Genomic DNA, 16,471 nt, shown 5'->3' with positions numbered 1-16,471 from the left:
TGTGCAATACAATCTAGTCATTATGAAGCTGCCAAAGCCATCTTTTTTCTTCATCCGTTAATGTTTTGCAAGAATCGATCAAATCTGGTCTTCTTGTATAGGTTCGCTTCAAGGATTCTTTGCGCCGCCACTCTTCAATTTTGGCATGATTTCCAGAGAGAAGCACGTCCGGCACTTTTAGTCCTTTATAATCAGCTGGCCTTGTATAGTGCGGGTGCTCAAGCAGACCTGTACTGAATGAATCTTCGATGTGAGACGCTTCTTTTCCAAGCACATGAGGCAAAAGCCTGACCACACTGTCTGCAATCATCATCGCTGGCAGCTCTCCGCCTGTGAGGACGAAATCTCCGATTGAGATCTCATCTGTGACAAGATGCTCCCTGATGCGCTCATCGTAGCCTTCATAGTGGCCGCAAATGAACATAAGATGCTCTTCTTTTGCAAGTTCTTCTGCTTTCTTTTGTGTATATCTTTCCCCTTGAGGACAGACAAGAATGATTCGGGGTTTCGTGCTTGCTTTTTTCGTTAAATCTTCTACCGCATCAAATACGGGCTGCGCTTTCAGTACCATACCAGCACCGCCGCCATACGGATAGTCATCCACTGTTTTATGCTTATGATCCGAATACTCTCTAAAATTGACGACTTGAAATGAGACAGCTTCTTTCTCCTGTGCTTTTTTTAAGATCGATGAGTGAAGCACACCTTCGAACATTTCAGGAAAAAGGGTTAAGAAATCGATTTTCATTCGTCAATAAGTCCTTCCATCACTTCAATGTGTACGGTTTTGGATGAGATATCGATCTTTTTGACGACAGATGGTATATATGGAATGAGGACATCTTTTTTGCCTTTTCTTCCAACCACCCACACATCATTTGCCCCTGGCGTAAGGATTTCTTTGATTTGGCCGATCAGCTTGTCCTCTTCATCGTATACTTCACAGCCAATGATTTGGTGGAAATAAAATTCTCCTTCGTCTAATGACCCAAGATGTTCTTTTTCTACCTTTAAGATTGATTCTTTCAAATGCTCTGCTTCATTTAATGAGCTGATTTCTTCAAATGTGAGCAAATCAAACTGTTTGTGCTGGCGATGTGATGCGACAGTCACTTTCAGCGGCTCGCTTTGACCTTGCTTAAAAATATAGAGGACGCTTCCCTTTTTGTAGCGCTCTTCTGGGAAATCCGTCTTTGACACGACGCGTACTTCTCCGCGCACTCCGTGTGTATTGACGATCTTTCCAACATTCAACCATTCTAGCTCCATGTTCTCAATCACCCCTGACGTATTTCCACAATGGTGCCGTCTTTCACGACGATGACATTGTCTTGCATCTTGTCATCCCATTTATCACCTATTTTTACTTCAACCAATGCATCCACTTCTGTTTCTTTCATTTCACTTCCAAGCGGCAAAATATGCAGCTGCTCTACTTGAAAATCAATTTGCCGGATCTTCTCTTGCCTTTTATCGATCGCTTTTTGAAATTGAGGGATGGCTTCTTGCTGATGTGGTTCTTTTTCATGTTTTTTTAGTTGAAAATATAGTTGATTGCATTCACGTTCTAGTCTTTCTTTTTTCTCCAAAAAAGTCGTTAACAGTTTGTCCTTACTGCTTTCAGTTAATACTTGCATCACGGTGACATGTTGAATGATCTGCATCTTCCTTTTTGTCCCCCTATCCGAAGGCATTTGTCCTCTACAGTATAACGAAAAATAGATTTAAACGTGTAAAAAAAGGGGAGGTCCTAAGCCCTCTCCCTTTTTAGTCAGCAATCTCAAGTTGAACTTTCTTAGAAGACTCTGCACTTGCTGCAAAAATGACTGTTCGTATCGCTTTTGCTGTACGTCCCTGCTTTCCGATCACTTTTCCGGTATCTTCAGCATTGACAGACAGTGTGTAAATCACCTGCTCATCTTTTTCTAATGAAGATACGTGAATATCTTCAGGGAAATCAACAAGTGGCTCGACGATGGACACAATCAATTCTTCCAAGGACAGCTCATTCATTATTTGCTGTTTTTCGCATTATGAAATTTTTCAAGAATTCCTTGGCTTGAGAAAAGGTTGCGAACTGTATCAGATGGTTTCGCACCATTTTGAAGCCATTTAAGCGCTAATTCTTCGTTGATTTTCACCTCAGCTGGTGATACCACTGGGTTGTAAGTTCCAACTGTTTCGATGAAACGACCGTCACGTGGTGAACGAGAATCTGCTACAACAATACGATAGAAAGGAGATTTTTTTGCTCCCATACGTTTTAAACGAATTTTTACTGCCATTTTACTAGCACCTCCGAAAATATTTCAACAAGATAGTATATTAACAATGATAAAAGGGTTTGTAAAGTGTTTTTTCTTAACAACGGTTTTATCATGTATAACCAATTACATAAATGGTAATTTAAAGCCCTTTTTCTTTCCTTTGGACATGTTGGTCATTTGCTTCATCATCTTTTTCATTTCATCAAATTGCTTTAAAAGGCGATTGACTTCCTGTACAGATGTTCCGCTTCCTTTTGCAATCCGTTTTCTGCGGCTTGCATTGATGACCTCTGGCTGTTCTTTTTCCTGAGTCGTCATTGATTTAATGATCGCTTCGATGTGATTGAGCTGCTTTTCGTCTACTTGGACGTTTTTGAGCCCTTTCATTTTACCGGCTCCCGGCATCATTTGGATCAGTTCATCAAGAGGACCCATATTCCGAACTTGGCCAAGCTGCTCGAGGAAATCATCGAGCGTGAAGCTCATTGTCCGCATTTTTTGCTCAAGCTCTTTCGCTTTATCTTGGTCGACGTTTGCCTGTGCTTTTTCAATCAGCGTGAGCACATCTCCCATGCCAAGAATTCTTGATGCCATCCGCTCCGGATGGAATGGTTCAATCGCATCAAGCTTTTCTCCTAGTGCAGCGAATTTAATCGGCGTGTTGGTGACAGCTCGAATAGAAAGTGCTGCACCGCCTCTTGTATCACCGTCTAGTTTTGTTAGAACGACACCCGTTAAACCAAGCTGTTCATTAAAGCTTTTCGCGACATTGACAGCATCTTGACCTGTCATAGAGTCAACAACTAGGAAAATTTCTTCTGGATTCGCTACTTCTTTTACTTTCTGAAGTTCATCCATTAATTCTTCATCGATATGAAGACGTCCTGCTGTATCTAAAATGACATAATCATGGTGTTCTTCTTTCGCTTTTTCAATTGCCTGTTTGGCAATTTCGACAGGGCTGACTTGATCACCTAATGAAAACACCGGCATATCAAGCTGTTTCCCGAGCGTTTGAAGCTGCTGGATTGCTGCTGGTCGGTAAATATCAGCAGCCACCATCATCGGCTTGCGATTATGTTTTTTGCGAAGTAAATTGGCAAGCTTCCCAGTTGTGGTTGTTTTACCTGCCCCTTGAAGACCAACCATCATAATGACGGTCGGAGATTTTTTCGCTACAGCGATCTTACTCTCTTCTCCGCCCATTAATTCAGTGAGTTCTTCTTTTACAACTTTAATGACCTGCTGTCCAGGGGTAAGGCTTTTCATGACCTCTTGTCCAACTGCCCGCTCACTTACCTTTTTCACAAAGTCTTTGACTACTTTAAAATTGACGTCAGCTTCAAGAAGGGCAAGGCGTACCTCGCGCATCATTTCTTTTACATCTTGCTCTGACACTTTTCCTTTGCCGCGGATTTTTGAAATCGTCTGCTGCAGTCGGTCGGCTAATCCTTCAAATGCCATACTGTGCCGCCTCCTAATCTAATTTCTCAAGCGATTCAATTAAAGCTTCTGCTTCTTCTGTTTGCGCAGAATCAGCTACAAGCTCTCTCATTTTTTTGAGAAGTTCTTTACGCTCTTTAAATTTCTTAAACAAGAGCAGCTTTTCTTCATATTGTTCAAGCATCGCTTCAGTCCGTTTAATATTATCATAAACAGCCTGCCTTGATACTTCATATTCATCCGCAATTTCACCGAGGGAAAAATCGTCTAGGTAGTAAAGCGACATGTAGCTCTTTTGCTTTGCGGTCAACAACGATTGATAGAAGTCAAACAAGTAATTCATTCTCGTTGTTTTTTCAAGCGTCATGGGCTCTCTCCCCTTTGTTAAGTTCATTCCCTTTACATCAATAAGTTTACACGGTTCTCTTCTGAGTGTCAAGTTTTTATCTTGTCACTTCATGAAGCGGCGTATAAATAAAAATGCCAGCAGTTTCGCCGGCATTTTTTTGTTAGTCTTGTTGATCAATTACGTCTGAGAATAATCCATACACATACGATTCTGCATCAAACTCTTGCAGATCGTCCACCTTTTCACCTAAACCAACAAGCTTCACGGGAATGTTCAGCTCATTTCGAATCGCAAGAACGATCCCGCCTTTTGCAGTACCGTCAAGCTTTGTTAAAGCAATCCCTGTCACATTTGTCGCTTTAGAAAATTCCTTGGCTTGTGCCATGGCGTTTTGACCCGTTGTCGCATCAAGAGCGAGCAATACTTCATGAGGTGCATCTGGAACCTCGCGCTCAATGACTCTCTTGACTTTCTCCAGCTCTTTCATCAAGTTGACTTTGTTTTGAAGTCTTCCTGCTGTATCGCAGATGAGGACATCCGCATTTTTCGCTTTTGCTGATTGAACGGCATCATAGATCACCGCTGCTGGATCAGAGCCTGCTGTTTGTTTGACGACAGGAACACCTGAACGCTCTCCCCACACTTCAAGCTGCTCGATGGCACCGGCACGGAACGTATCACCTGCTGCTAAAATGACGGATTTCCCTTCATTTTTCAGCTTGTTTGCAAGCTTGCCGATCGTCGTTGTTTTCCCAACACCGTTGACACCTACAAATAAAATGATATTCAAACGCCCGTCTTCAATGTTCAGCGCAGAGATTTGTTCCTCTCCGCTATTGTAGATATCAACCAGTTTTTCAGAAATGACCGCTTGTACTTCGCTTGGGTCTTGAATGTTTCTTAATTTCACTTCTTTTTTCAGCTCATCAATCAGTTCCATCACAGTTGTGAAACCGACATCAGCTCCAATCAGAACCTCTTCCAGCTCTTCAAAAAAGTCTTCGTCGACCTTGCGATAGCGGGAAATCAGTTCATTTACTTTTCCTTGGAAGGAGTTTCTCGTTTTTTCGAGTCCATCTTTAAACTTTTCTGATACTGAATCGGTTTGCTGCGTAAATTTTTCTTTTAATTTCTTAAAAAAGCTCATTGGTTCAAAAACCTCCTTTAATTACTGGACAAGCTCTTTCGTTTCTTCTAGTTTGACAGATACAAGCTTAGAAACACCTGATTCCTGCATGGTCACGCCGTAGAGCACATCGGCTTCTTCCATTGTTCCCTTGCGGTGCGTAATGACAATGAACTGTGTTTCCTGGCTGTATTTCTTTAAATATTGCGCAAAACGGAAAACATTTGCTTCATCAAGTGCCGCTTCTACCTCATCTAACACGCAGAATGGAACAGGTCTCACTTTTAAAATAGAGAATAGTAAAGCGATCGCTGTTAAGGCTCTCTCTCCGCCTGAAAGAAGGCTTAAGTTTTGCAGTTTTTTCCCTGGCGGCTGCGCGACAATATCAACGCCAGAGTTGAGTAAATCATTTGGATCTGTCAGCTTAAGATCTGCTCTCCCACCGCCAAATAATGCTTGGAAAACAGATTCAAAATGCCCGCGGATTTGAGAGAATGTCTCAGAGAAACGCTTTGTCATCTCTTGATCCATTTCTTCGATGACTTGGAATAATGTATTTTTCGCTTCTGTCAGATCATTTCGCTGTTCTGTTAAGAAGAGATAGCGTTCATTCACACGTTCATACTCGTCAATGCTGCCTAAGTTCACTGTTCCAAGCTCTTCAATCGCTAGTTTGATCAGCTTCACTCGTTTTCTTGCTTCATCTGGCGATAACGTCAACTGATACATCTCTTTTGCTCCTTCAAACGAAAGGGCATATTCTTCGTTCAAATAAGCGATCAGGTTGTCGAGCTCGACTTCCATACGGCCAAGCTTAATCTCTTCATCTTTTAAGCTTGTGGTGAGCTGCTTATACAAACGTTTTTGTTCTTTAAGCTCACGTTCAGCGAATTCTAATGTTTCAGAAAGAGCGAGACGCTGCTTACGACGCTCTGAAATGAGTGCGGTTGTTTTGTTTTTGTTTTCCAGCTTCTCTTTCGCCGCTTCTTCCAGCTGTTCGGCTCCGCTTGAACTAGATGACATTTCATTTGTTAAGAGTGACAGATCTTCTTTTGTTTCCATCAGCGTCTGTTCCGCTTCTTCTAATTCAGCCATTAAGCTCGAAAGCTTTTCTTGTTCATTCGCTAAGGACTGCTCTTTTTTGGCAAGCGAGATTTTCAGCTCAGTTAATTCAGCAGAAATGGTTTCCTTCGTTGAGCTTTGCGTCTGCTTACGCTTTGTTAATGTATTGATTTCTTGATCAAGAGCCGTCAGTTTCTCACCTATAGAGGCTTCTAGAGCGACCTGCTTTTTGTCCTTATCCGCAAGTTCAGTAGAACGCTGCTGCAATTCTTCTTTTTCTTGATCATAGAGTTCAAGATGAGCATTGATATTTTTTTCTGCAACTTGCAGTTCGTATAGCTTCCCTTTGAGATCTTGCTGCTTTTCACGAAGCGTTTCGCCGCGCTGACGCAGTTCGTTTAATTGGCTTTCGTTTACTCCGATCAATTGCTTTGTTTCTTTTGTTTCTTTTTCAAGGATCGTTGTTTTCTCTTCCATTTCAACGAGCTGCTTTGTTAACGTTTCGATCTCCCGGTTTCTTGAAAGAAGAGAGTTGTTCTTTTTCTTTACGCCGCCACCAGTCATTGAACCGCCGGGGTTTACGACATCTCCATCAAGGGTCACGATGCGGTAACGATGTCCAAGCATTTTCGCCAGTTCATTGGCGCCTTTTAAGTCTCTAACGATCAGCACAGTTCCAAGCAAATTCTGAATCACCTTTTGATACTTTTCGTCAAAGGAAACGAGGTGACTCGCTACGCCGATAAATGCAGCATGCTGCTCTGCTGTTTGAACATCTCTGAGCTGAATGGTTCTTTCTTTGATCACGTTCATTGGCAGGAAGGTTGCACGTCCAAAGGAGTGCTGCTTTAAGTAACCAATCGCTTGTCTCGCAGCTGCTTCATTTTCTGTAACGACGTGCTGCGTGGCTGCACCCAGCGCAATTTCAATCGCTGTCTCGTACTGCTGATCCGTTTGAATCAGCTCTGCAATGGCACCATGAATACCGCCTAACCGTTCTTTTGCCTTTAAGACCTCTTTCACTCCTTGGAAAAACCCTGAGAAGTCTTCTTGCATGGATTCAAGCATTTCTTTTTTGGATTTTGCCTGCTGTACGTATTGATAGGCTTGGTAAAGAGCCGTTTCTTTTTTCTCGTATTGACGTTTTATTTGCTCAAGCTTTTGTTCTGCTTCTCTAAAGCGTTTGACTTGAGCCAGAATGTCTTCTTCCAGTGCTGAAAGCTGCTGCTCAGCTTCTGTTTTCTTTTCTTTGACAGATACTCGTTCTTCGATATGTTTTTGGTTATTTTGCGTCAGCCGCTCTAGCTGCATCGCCGCTTGGCGCTGCTGTTCTTCTAGTAATTTACGTTCATTACGGATGGAAGCCTGTTCATTGAGCAGATCAAAATAATCGCTTTTCAGCTGTTCAATTTGACCTTCCACATCTTCACTATGAAGCGACAGTTGATGCTGCTTTGTTTTCACTTCATCTTTTAGCTGCTGCACTTCTTTTTGCAGGCTGTCCCGCGTGATTTTCTGCTGCTCAATCTTTTCGGTTAACAGCGTCTGCTTTTCAGTTAAACGAACGAGCGTTTCTTCAAGCTGTCCTTGGTTTGCGGCCGCATTTTTTTTTCGTTCTTTTAGCACTTCTTTTTTTCCTTCAAGCTTTTCTAATTCTTCACTTGTGAAAAGAAGAACTTCTTGCAGGTCATTAATTGATTCGTCAAGCGCTTGAATGCGGTCTCTCGATTCTTCAATTTTGGCTTCTTTTGCTTGGATATCTGTAGACTGCTTCATTTCATCTTGTTTGAAGCGCTCGACTGCTTCACCAAGTGTTGTCCATTTTTCATGAAGTGCTTCGATGTCATGGACAGTGATGGCAATTTCGACATTTTCAAGCTCTTCTTTTTTTTGCAAATAGTCCTTTGCAATGGATGCTTGCATTCTTAATGGTTCTACTTGATCTTCTAGTTCATGCAGAATATCTTCTACTCGGTTTAAGTTGTCCTGCGTTTCAAACAGTTTATTTTCGGCTTTTTTCTTTCTTGTTTTATATTTTAAAACGCCAGCCGCTTCCTCAAAAATACTTCTTCTCTCTTCTGCCTTGCTTGATAGAATTTCCTCTACCTTTCCTTGACTGATGATTGAAAAAGCTTCCTTTCCAAGACCTGAATCCATGAAAAGATCAATAATATCCTTTAAGCGGACAGATTGATTGTTTATGAGAAATTCACTTTCGCCTGAACGATAAACCCTTCTTGTCACACTGACTTCGTGAAAATCGATCGGTAAAAAGTGATCTTCGTTATCTAACGTTAAAGTCACCTCTGCTAGATTGACTCTTTTTCTTGAGTCACTTCCTGCAAAAATGATATCTTCCATTTTTCCTCCGCGGAGGCTTTTCGCTGATTGTTCTCCAAGTACCCAGCGGATGGCATCGGTAATATTACTTTTGCCGCTTCCGTTTGGTCCAACAACAGCTGTGACCCCTTTAACAAAGTCCACGGTCACTCGCTGTGCAAATGATTTGAATCCTATCACGTCTAAACGTTTGAGGAACATGAGAGTGATCCTCCTTATGTATTTAAAGTACTATCATCTTACCATATGAAGTGAAAAAAGATGATGGAAAACAGAGTGAAATCCCCCTGAATAACGAGGGGGATTTTATTGGTTCATATGATGTTTCTGCAATTTAGCAAGTGCTTCCTGTGCAGCGTGCTGTTCTGCTTCTTTTTTAGAGCGTCCATTTCCAATTCCGAGCACTTCACCTCGAAGGGATACATTTGCTTCAAATTCCCGGTTATGTGCTGGCCCTTTTTCATGCAGGATACGGTATTCAAGCACACCTTTTCCATCGCGCTGTACAAATTCTTGCAGCTGGCTTTTAAAGTCCATGACGTGCGAGAATGCTCCATCGTTAATTTTCGGATAAACGTACGCTTCTAGGAACCGTTCAACCGGCTCAAGTCCTTGATCTAAATAAAGTGCACCGATAAACGCCTCGAATACGTCCGCTAAGAGTGCTGGGCGTTTTCTGCCGCCTGTCATTTCTTCGCCTTTTCCTAAAAGAACAAGGTCTCCGAAGGACAGCTCGTGTGCTAGTGATACAAGTGACGGTTCACATACGATCGCCGCTCTTAGTTTCGTTAAATCTCCCTCGCTCATCGCTGGATATTTCGCAAATAAGAATTGAGAGATGGTCAACTCTAAAACAGCATCTCCTAAAAATTCAAGTCTTTCATTGTCCTCGTATGGCTTTTTCCGGTGTTCATTCACATAAGAGGAATGGGTAAATGCTTGATATAGAAGCTTTTCATTTTTAAAGTGTACAGAAATGCGCTGCTGGAATTCTCTAAATTGCTCTAGTTTTTTGCTCTGTTTCTGTTTGTCTTTATATTGTTTTGGCATAGCAACCTCCAGGTAGGCGTAATCGCCTTTAAGGATACTGATTATATGGAGTCTCTCTTTCTACATGCAGGGAAACAGTGCTCCCAGCATCTGAAAAAGGCTGACAATTGATCAGCTGAATGTGTTGAAACTAACATAAATTTTCAAAGTCCCGTCGAAAGTAGACGGGACTTTGTTACGCTTATTGCTGGCTATTTATGTAGTTCACAGCGTCACCGACTGTTGCAATTTTTTCAGCATCTTCGTCAGAAATTTCCATATCGAACTCATCTTCAAGTTCCATAACTAGCTCAACTACATCAAGGGAATCAGCGCCTAAATCTTCTTTAAATGAAGCTTCCATTTTCACGTCAGCCTCATCAACGCCAAGGCGGTCTACAATAATTTTTGATACACGCTCTAATACGTCTGCCATTGCCTTTCACCTCCCCTCAAAGTATTATAGTTGAATTGTTTTTAAAAAACTAGAGAAAACCTAATGAAATTTTGATATTTCTTAGGACATGACCATTCCGCCATCTACTTGGATGGTTTGGCCTGTAATATAACCTGCTCCTTCTGAAGCTAAAAAGACAACGACGTTGCTAATATCTTCAGGTGCACCAAAGCGTGCGAGCGGAATTTGCTTGAGCATTTCCGTCTGTACATTTTCATCAAGCTTGTCTGTCATATCTGTTGAAATAAAGCCTGGTGCTACTGCATTAACAGTAATATGACGGGTTGCCAGCTCTTTTGCTGTTGTTTTCGTTAATCCGATGACACCAGCTTTTGCTGCAACATAGTTTGCTTGTCCAGGGTTTCCACACACACCAACGACTGAAGCCAAATTGATGATTCTTCCGCTTCTTTGCTTCATCATTTGACGTGTCACGGCTTTTGTACAGTTAAAGACACCTTTTAAGTTTATGTTAATGACATCATCCCATTCATTCTCTTTCATTCTCATGAGCAGGTTGTCCTTTGTGATCCCTGCATTATTCACAAGAATGTCAATTGAACCAAAGGTATCAATTGCTTGTTTCATCATGGATTGTACTTCTTCAGCATTTGAGACATCAGCTTTCACAGCAAATGCCTGCTGGCCGAGTGCTTTGATTTCATCTACGACTTCATTTGCTTTTGCTTCGTTTCCAGAATAGTTCACGACAACATTTGCACCACTTTTCGCTAGATCGATCGCGATGGAACGACCAATCCCGCGTGATGCTCCTGTTACAACGGCTGTTTTATTTGTAAGCATCAAGAATCCCCCTTGAGTGTTTGAATGGCTGCTTCAATTGTTTCTTGATCTGAAACGGAAATCGTCGTCAGACGGCGATTCACTTTTTTCACAAGACCTGAAAGCACTTTGCCAGGACCAATTTCAATAAATGTTGTCACACCTAAATCAATGAGGCGTTCCACACTTTCTTCAAAACGAACTGGAGAATACAGTTGTTCAATGAGCTTTGTCTCAATTTCATCACGAGAAGTTACGATGTCTGCTGTTACGTTTGAGATGACCGGAGTTTTCGCATCTGCAATGTCCAGCTTTGACAAAACATCTGTAAATTTTTCAGCGGCTGGTTTCATTAATGCAGAATGGAAAGGTCCGCTTACTTCAAGGGCAATTGCACGTTTTGCGCCTTTTTCTTTCGCTTTCTCTGAAGCAAGTTCTACTCCTTTTGCTGTACCAGATATCACGATTTGACCAGGACAGTTTAAGTTAGCGAGCTCTACAAGGTGACCGCTCTCTGTCACTTCTTTTGTCACTTCTTCAAGTGCCGCTTTGTCTAAGCCAAGAATTGCTGCCATGGCGCCTTCTCCTGCTGGAACAGCTTCATTCATTAATTCTCCGCGCTTTCTGACTGCATAAACAGCATCTTTAAACGAAAGTGCGCCTGCTGCAACGAGGGCAGTGTATTCACCAAGACTGTGTCCTGCTGCATAATCTGCTTTGATTCCGCTCTCTTCAAATTTCTTTAAGATGGCGATACTTGTCGTTAAAAGAGCTGGCTGCGCGTTAAAGGTGAGCGTCAGTTCTTCTGCATCCCCTTCAAAAATCATAGAAGATAAGTCAAACCCGAGGGTATTGTCTGCTTCTTCAAAAACAGCTTTAGATACTGCTTCTTGGTCAAATAAATCTTTTCCCATGCCAATTTTTTGAGAGCCTTGGCCAGGGAATAAAAATGCAATTTTAGTCATGCTGCTTTACCTCCAATTAAGACTCTTTCGTCGTTTCTTTTTGGACTTCTTGATGAATGATAGCTGAAACATCTTTTTCTACGATATCACGCGCCTGACGAATTGCATGGAAAATGGCATTTTCATCAGAGGAGCCGTGCGCTTTAATAACAGGTGCCTTTAAACCAAATAAAGCGGCACCGCCATATTCGGAGTAATCCATTTTAGATTTCATCTGCATCAATTTCGGCTTCATCATGCCTGCTGCAATTTTTGCTGTGAAGCTTGATGTTAAAGTTTCTTTCAGCATTTTAAAAACAGAAAGGGCTGTGCCTTCAATTGTTTTAAGCGCAATATTTCCTGTGAAACCATCTGTAACAACAACGTCAGCAACACCTTCTAATAAGTCACGGGACTCTACATTTCCTACGAAATTCAAGTCGGAAGCTTTTAATAATTCAAAGGTTTTTTTCGTTAAATCGTTGCCTTTTTTATCTTCAGTTCCTACATTTAACAGTCCAACACGCGGATTGCTCTTTGGGAAAACACGCTCTGCGTAGATTGATCCCATCATGGCATATTGCACGAGATGCTCTGGTTTAGCATCAACGTTGGCACCAACATCCAGTAATAAGAAGCCGCTGCCATCCAGTGTTGGCAAAGTTGGGGCAAGGGCTGGTCTGTCAATACCGTCAATTCTGCCTACGATAAACAGTCCCGCTGTCATGAGGGCGCCAGTATTTCCTGCTGAGATGCAGGCATCTGCTCGTCCCTCGGATACTTCCTGCGCCATTTTCACCATAGATGAATCCTTTTTACGTCTGACTGCACGCACTGGTTCATCCGTCGGTTCGATGACTTCTTTTGCATCTAAAATCGTGATGCGATCGTTGTTTGTTATGTATGGTTTGATTTTGTTTTCATCGCCGACAAGTGTAATCTCGATATCTGAAAATGCTGTTAAGCTTTTTTGCACACCGTCAATAATGGCTTTAGGGGCATGATCTCCCCCCATTGCATCGACTGCAATTCTCATATTACGTGCCACCTTTTACTTTTGTTTTGAGCGATACATGACGAAGTCACCTGAGAAGACAACTTCCTCACCAACATAGCTGTTTACTTCAACTACGGTTCTTCCTTTTTCTTTATCATGTGAGGCTACTTTGGCTTTAGAGACGACTCTTTCGCCTTGTTTCACCTGCCTTGTAAACCTGATATTCGCTTTTGCTGTCAAAGCCAGTTCATCGTCAATGACGGCAACTGCCAGCGAATTTGCCTGGGCGAAGAGATGATGTCCCCTGGCAATTTGGTTTCGGCTGAATACATGCTCTTTTCTCACTTCTAAAATGGAAATGGCTTGGTCATCAAGCTCTACATCAATCATTTCTCCAATCACTTCATCCAGTGGAAGTGACTTTACTTCATCCTCTAATGTCTTTTCGGCCACATGCTTAATTCTTTCGCGTAATTCAGGGATCGACAGCTCTAAACGATCAAGACGAACCGTTTGTATGCTGACACCGAATTTACTTGCCAATTCTTCATCAGTAATGAATGGAGTCGAGCTGATCGTTTGCTGGAGAAGCTTTTGACGTTCTTTTTTATTTAGTTTCATATGCAGACACCATCCGTACATTTATGACTAGGTACTAATAGTAGTATATAATCTCATAGATGATAAATCAATCCTTGTTTCAAAAAGACAAGAAAATTTCTCCAGCGTTTGATCAGCTTAATTTATCTCCTCCCAGCACACCGCTGTCTATCAGCGTTTGCCGAAGTTCTTTGTATTCGGGATCAGTCCAAAAGGCGTCCGATTGGACAAGATCTGCTGCATCTTTTCTAGCCGTTTCCAGCGCTCTATAGTCGTGAACCATATCTGCTACCTTAAATTCTGGCATCCCGCTTTGTTTTTTACCGAAGAAATCGCCGGGTCCTCTTAGTTCTAAGTCCTTTTCAGACAGCTCAAAGCCATCGGTTGTTTCGGACATGATCCGCATCCGCTCTTTCCCCGTTTCTGACTTCGGATCAGCCATTAAAATACAAAATGATTGATGCTCTCCTCGTCCGACCCGGCCTCTTAGCTGATGAAGCTGAGACAGTCCGAAACGGTCTGCATCATAAATGACCATGATGGTTGCATTCGGCACGTTGACCCCGACTTCAACGACTGTGGTTGAAACAAGAATTTGTACTTCATTTGCGGTAAAGGCTCTCATGACCTGATCTTTTTCATCACTCGCCAGCTTCCCATGCATTAAGCCGATTGACCACTTGCCGCGGTATGCCTCGGTGAGCATGCTATGGACATCAAGCGCATTTTGCACATCCAGCTTGTCTGATTCTTCAATGAGCGGACAAATAATATATGCCTGTCTGCCTTTTCTCAGCTCTTTATCCACAAAAGCAAGAATTCTCTCAAGCATGTCATGCTTCACCCAATACGTTTCGATTTGTTTTCTGCCAGCTGGCAATTCATCAATGACGGATACGTCCATTTCTCCAAAGACAGTGATCGCAAGTGTTCGCGGAATAGGTGTGGCCGTCATAAACAAGACATCTGGGTCCTGTCCTTTACTTCGCAGTTTTTTTCGCTGCTCGACGCCAAACCGGTGCTGCTCATCTGTGATGACGAGACCGAGCTGCTGAAATTCGACTTCGTCTTGAATGAGTGCGTGCGTGCCGACTAATATGTCAATCTCGCCTTCTTTTAAACGTTCAAGCAATTCTCTGCGTCGCTTTCCTTTCACAGAGCTTGTCAAAAGGGCAATATTCAGCCCCCATTTTTCAAACAGCTGGTAAAGTGAATCGGCATGCTGCTCTGCCAAAATTTCTGTTGGGACCATTAATGCACCTTGAAAACCTGATAAATGAGCGGCATAAAGCGCAATGGCTGCAACAGCTGTTTTGCCTGAACCTACATCTCCTTGGAGCAGCCGGTTCATTCGATATGGAGACGCCATGTCCGACATGATTTCATCAAGCACTCTTGATTGTGCCTTTGTCAGTGGAAATGGCAGGCTGTGAACAAACTCAAAAACAGCTTCTTTGGAAAACGGATGCTGGATGCCCGATGTTCTCTCTCGTTCTTTCTTTCTAATCGCCTGCATCTTCAGCTGAAAGATGAGAAATTCCTCGTACACAAAACGTCGTCTTGCTTGCTTGAGCGAGTCTCTTGTTTCTGGGAGATGAATGGTTTTTAATGCTTCCTGATAGGACATGAGCTTATAAGCAGAGACAAGCTGCTTTGGCAATGGATCTTCAGCTTTGTCTACATAAAGTGACAAAGTTTGTTTCACAAAGCGTCTCATCATTTTCACGGTCACATTTTCTTTTACTGAATAAACGGGTTCTATACTGCCATCTTGCTCGTGCGTCCCTTTTTTAAATTCCTGTACCATGATAGATTGGCGGTTTTTATCCCATTTTCCTGTGACGGAAACTGTATCACCTAACACAAGGCTTCGTTTTAAATATGGACGATTGAAACAAATCGCTGTAATGAGAAAACGCCCGACAAGCAGCCTGAATGTCAGCCTGCTTCGTTTTTTTCCATAATAGGTGAGAACGGGCTCACTATGTACTTTCCCTTCAACTGTGACACGTTCGTCATGCCTTACTTCTTCTAAGTTACGAAGCTCATAGTCGTCATATCGATAAGGAAAGTAGCCGAGTAAATCGGCTACTGTGTAGATTCCAAGTTCATTGAGTGTTTTTTCGGTTTCCTCTCCAATCCCCTTCAGGACAGAGACATTATCTTGCAGTTTCTGTATCACGAGATGAGGTCACACCTCCGAAAATCTTCTTTTCAAGCTCTCTTGCTGTCGGTGTCGCAGCGAGTCCGCCTTGGGCTGTTTCACGAAGAGCTGTTGGCATCGTTTGACCGATTTTGTACATCGCATCAATGACTTCATCACAAGGAATGCGGCTAGTGATGCCGGCAAGTGCCATGTCTGCTGCGATCATAGCGTTAGATGCACCCATTGCATTTCGTTTCACGCACGGCACTTCGACAAGTCCTGCTACTGGATCGCAAACAAGTCCAAGCATATTTTTCAGTGTAATCGCCATCGCTTCTGCAGATTGCTGCGGTGTACCGCCTGCCATTTCGACAATTGCTGCTGCTGCCATACCTGATGCAGAACCTACCTCTGCCTGACAGCCGCCTGCTGCACCAGAAATGCTGGCGTTATTCGCCACAACAAAACCAAATGCACCAGAAGTAAACAGGAATCTGACCATTTGTTCCTTTGTTGGCTTTAATGTTTCTTTTACTGCAAATAACGTACCTGGTACAACACCTGCTGAGCCTGCTGTAGGCGTTGCACAAATGGTTCCCATTGCAGCATTGACTTCATTTGTTGCAACAGCCTTACTTACAGCATCTAATATCGTATGACCAGACAGCGTTTTGCCTGACGCGATATAGGCTTGAAGTTTGACTGCATCTCCGCCTGTTAACCCTGATAATGATTTCACACCCTTCAGCCCGTTTTCAACAGCCTGCTCCATCACTTCTAGGTTGCGGTACATCTGGGAGAAAATTTCTTCACGTGACTTCCCTGTCACTTCCATTTCTTGCACAATCATAATTTCTGAAATGGAGGTATTCCGTTCTTCTGTTAGCTGCACGAGTTCTTTGACGTTTTTAAACATCATTCATAACCT

Annotated in this window: 17 protein-coding genes; all 17 read right to left on the bottom strand. The window is 42.6% G+C overall.

From position 1 onward, the window contains the following. Positions 1-13: 13 nt before the first annotated feature. Entirely contained in the window at positions 14-748 is a 735-nt protein-coding gene (gene trmD / locus MHI08_RS07680; protein WP_024424189.1) for a tRNA (guanosine(37)-N1)-methyltransferase TrmD, read from the bottom strand. Then, on the bottom strand, positions 745-1,269 hold the full coding sequence (rimM, locus tag MHI08_RS07675; protein ID WP_268416259.1) for a ribosome maturation factor RimM: 525 nt from the start codon (positions 1,267-1,269) through the stop codon (positions 745-747). Before rimM ends, trmD begins: the two co-directional genes overlap by 4 nt. Before the next feature lie 8 nt (positions 1,270-1,277). Continuing rightward, positions 1,278-1,664: a YlqD family protein gene (locus MHI08_RS07670; RefSeq protein ID WP_024424191.1), complete on the bottom strand. Its 387-nt coding sequence runs from the start codon at positions 1,662-1,664 to the stop codon at positions 1,278-1,280. Between the two features lie 103 nt (positions 1,665-1,767). Then, positions 1,768-2,013: a KH domain-containing protein gene (locus MHI08_RS07665; RefSeq protein WP_024424192.1), complete on the bottom strand. Its 246-nt coding sequence runs from the start codon at positions 2,011-2,013 to the stop codon at positions 1,768-1,770. After that, positions 2,013-2,285, bottom strand: coding sequence for a 30S ribosomal protein S16 (gene rpsP, locus MHI08_RS07660; protein ID WP_008344841.1), 273 nt, complete (start codon positions 2,283-2,285; stop codon positions 2,013-2,015). Before rpsP ends, MHI08_RS07665 begins: the two co-directional genes overlap by 1 nt. Positions 2,286-2,390: 105 nt before the next feature. Beyond that, positions 2,391-3,731, bottom strand: coding sequence for a signal recognition particle protein (gene ffh, locus MHI08_RS07655; RefSeq protein WP_024426967.1), 1,341 nt, complete (start codon positions 3,729-3,731; stop codon positions 2,391-2,393). Positions 3,732-3,744: 13 nt separating this feature from the next. Beyond that, complete coding sequence (locus MHI08_RS07650) at positions 3,745-4,077, bottom strand: putative DNA-binding protein (protein ID WP_012009935.1); 333 nt, start codon at positions 4,075-4,077, stop codon at positions 3,745-3,747. 142 nt (positions 4,078-4,219) lie between these two features. After that, entirely contained in the window at positions 4,220-5,206 is a 987-nt protein-coding gene (gene ftsY / locus MHI08_RS07645) for a signal recognition particle-docking protein FtsY (RefSeq protein WP_024424194.1), read from the bottom strand. Between the two features lie 21 nt (positions 5,207-5,227). Continuing rightward, on the bottom strand, positions 5,228-8,788 hold the full coding sequence (gene smc / locus MHI08_RS07640) for a chromosome segregation protein SMC (RefSeq protein ID WP_342500132.1): 3,561 nt from the start codon (positions 8,786-8,788) through the stop codon (positions 5,228-5,230). Between the two features lie 105 nt (positions 8,789-8,893). Beyond that, positions 8,894-9,637 (bottom strand): ribonuclease III, encoded by a 744-nt coding sequence (rnc, locus tag MHI08_RS07635; protein WP_008344850.1) that lies wholly within the window; start codon positions 9,635-9,637, stop codon positions 8,894-8,896. 181 nt (positions 9,638-9,818) lie between these two features. Continuing rightward, positions 9,819-10,052 carry an acyl carrier protein gene (acpP, locus tag MHI08_RS07630; protein ID WP_003212028.1) on the bottom strand — a complete coding sequence of 78 codons (234 nt, stop codon included), beginning with the start codon at positions 10,050-10,052 and terminating at the stop codon, positions 9,819-9,821. A gap of 81 nt (positions 10,053-10,133) precedes the next feature. Beyond that, positions 10,134-10,877 (bottom strand): 3-oxoacyl-[acyl-carrier-protein] reductase, encoded by a 744-nt coding sequence (gene fabG / locus MHI08_RS07625; RefSeq protein ID WP_025092570.1) that lies wholly within the window; start codon positions 10,875-10,877, stop codon positions 10,134-10,136. Next, complete coding sequence (gene fabD, locus MHI08_RS07620) at positions 10,877-11,821, bottom strand: ACP S-malonyltransferase (protein WP_024424197.1); 945 nt, start codon at positions 11,819-11,821, stop codon at positions 10,877-10,879. Before fabD ends, fabG begins: the two co-directional genes overlap by 1 nt. Positions 11,822-11,837: 16 nt before the next feature. After that, positions 11,838-12,836 (bottom strand): phosphate acyltransferase PlsX, encoded by a 999-nt coding sequence (plsX, locus tag MHI08_RS07615; protein ID WP_024426965.1) that lies wholly within the window; start codon positions 12,834-12,836, stop codon positions 11,838-11,840. A 15-nt stretch (positions 12,837-12,851) separates the two neighbouring features. Next, positions 12,852-13,418, bottom strand: coding sequence for a transcription factor FapR (fapR, locus tag MHI08_RS07610; RefSeq protein WP_024424199.1), 567 nt, complete (start codon positions 13,416-13,418; stop codon positions 12,852-12,854). Positions 13,419-13,530: 112 nt separating this feature from the next. Next, on the bottom strand, positions 13,531-15,579 hold the full coding sequence (gene recG / locus MHI08_RS07605; protein ID WP_342500131.1) for an ATP-dependent DNA helicase RecG: 2,049 nt from the start codon (positions 15,577-15,579) through the stop codon (positions 13,531-13,533). Continuing rightward, a complete protein-coding gene (gene sdaAA / locus MHI08_RS07600) occupies positions 15,557-16,459 on the bottom strand; it encodes an L-serine ammonia-lyase, iron-sulfur-dependent, subunit alpha (protein WP_024424200.1) in 903 nt (300 codons plus the stop codon). The genes recG and sdaAA overlap by 23 nt, the downstream gene beginning before the upstream one ends. Between the last annotated feature and the right edge of the window lie 12 nt (positions 16,460-16,471).

The sequence above is a fragment of the Bacillus sp. FSL M7-0791 genome, from assembly GCF_038627085.1.
Taxonomy (GTDB): domain Bacteria; phylum Bacillota; class Bacilli; order Bacillales; family Bacillaceae; genus Bacillus; species Bacillus safensis.
The sequence above is the reverse complement of the archived record's forward strand: the minus strand, read 5'-3'. Positions and strand labels throughout refer to the sequence as shown.

What these genes read in the sequence shown, in the direction of transcription:
- trmD (WP_024424189.1), bottom strand. Translation starts at nt 748, where the DNA reads ATGAAAATCGATTTCTTAACCCTTTTTCCTGAAATGTTCGAAGGTGTG.
- rimM (WP_268416259.1), bottom strand. Translation starts at nt 1,269, where the DNA reads ATGGAGCTAGAATGGTTGAATGTTGGAAAGATCGTCAATACACACGGA.
- MHI08_RS07670 (WP_024424191.1), bottom strand. Translation starts at nt 1,664, where the DNA reads ATGCAGATCATTCAACATGTCACCGTGATGCAAGTATTAACTGAAAGC.
- MHI08_RS07665 (WP_024424192.1), bottom strand. Translation starts at nt 2,013, where the DNA reads ATGAATGAGCTGTCCTTGGAAGAATTGATTGTGTCCATCGTCGAGCCA.
- rpsP (WP_008344841.1), bottom strand. Translation starts at nt 2,285, where the DNA reads ATGGCAGTAAAAATTCGTTTAAAACGTATGGGAGCAAAAAAATCTCCT.
- ffh (WP_024426967.1), bottom strand. Translation starts at nt 3,731, where the DNA reads ATGGCATTTGAAGGATTAGCCGACCGACTGCAGCAGACGATTTCAAAA.
- MHI08_RS07650 (WP_012009935.1), bottom strand. Translation starts at nt 4,077, where the DNA reads ATGACGCTTGAAAAAACAACGAGAATGAATTACTTGTTTGACTTCTAT.
- ftsY (WP_024424194.1), bottom strand. Translation starts at nt 5,206, where the DNA reads ATGAGCTTTTTTAAGAAATTAAAAGAAAAATTTACGCAGCAAACCGAT.
- smc (WP_342500132.1), bottom strand. Translation starts at nt 8,788, where the DNA reads ATGTTCCTCAAACGTTTAGACGTGATAGGATTCAAATCATTTGCACAG.
- rnc (WP_008344850.1), bottom strand. Translation starts at nt 9,637, where the DNA reads ATGCCAAAACAATATAAAGACAAACAGAAACAGAGCAAAAAACTAGAG.
- acpP (WP_003212028.1), bottom strand. Translation starts at nt 10,052, where the DNA reads ATGGCAGACGTATTAGAGCGTGTATCAAAAATTATTGTAGACCGCCTT.
- fabG (WP_025092570.1), bottom strand. Translation starts at nt 10,877, where the DNA reads ATGCTTACAAATAAAACAGCCGTTGTAACAGGAGCATCACGCGGGATT.
- fabD (WP_024424197.1), bottom strand. Translation starts at nt 11,821, where the DNA reads ATGACTAAAATTGCATTTTTATTCCCTGGCCAAGGCTCTCAAAAAATT.
- plsX (WP_024426965.1), bottom strand. Translation starts at nt 12,836, where the DNA reads ATGAGAATTGCAGTCGATGCAATGGGGGGAGATCATGCCCCTAAAGCC.
- fapR (WP_024424199.1), bottom strand. Translation starts at nt 13,418, where the DNA reads ATGAAACTAAATAAAAAAGAACGTCAAAAGCTTCTCCAGCAAACGATC.
- sdaAA (WP_024424200.1), bottom strand. Translation starts at nt 16,459, where the DNA reads ATGTTTAAAAACGTCAAAGAACTCGTGCAGCTAACAGAAGAACGGAAT.